Below are 264 nucleotides of genomic sequence, written 5' to 3' on the forward strand. Positions count from 1 at the left end.
TATCTGCACCCTGCGGTGCTGCAAGCTCTGCAAACCGTGGTCACTGACGCCCACGCCGAAGGCAAACCGGTGAGCATCTGCGGCGAGATGGCTGGTGATCCGGCGGCGGCGGTGCTGTTGATGGCGATGGGTTTCGACAGCCTGTCGATGAACGCCACCAACCTGCCGAAGGTCAAGTGGATGTTGCGCCAGGTGAACCTGAGCAAGGCACAGGAGATGCTGGCGGAACTGATGAAGATCGATAACCCGCAGGTTATCCACAGC

Annotated in this window: 1 protein-coding gene; it reads left to right on the forward strand. The window is 60.2% G+C overall.

Annotated features, from left to right (window positions below; all coding sequences use genetic code 11):
- A partial coding sequence (locus AAEY83_RS15920) for a putative PEP-binding protein (protein WP_351060515.1) occupies positions 1–264 on the forward strand: 264 nt, incomplete at both ends.

The sequence above is a fragment of the Psychrobacter sp. TB20-MNA-CIBAN-0197 genome (assembly GCF_040309765.1).
In the GTDB taxonomy this organism is placed as follows: Bacteria; Pseudomonadota; Gammaproteobacteria; order Pseudomonadales; family Moraxellaceae; genus Psychrobacter; species Psychrobacter submarinus.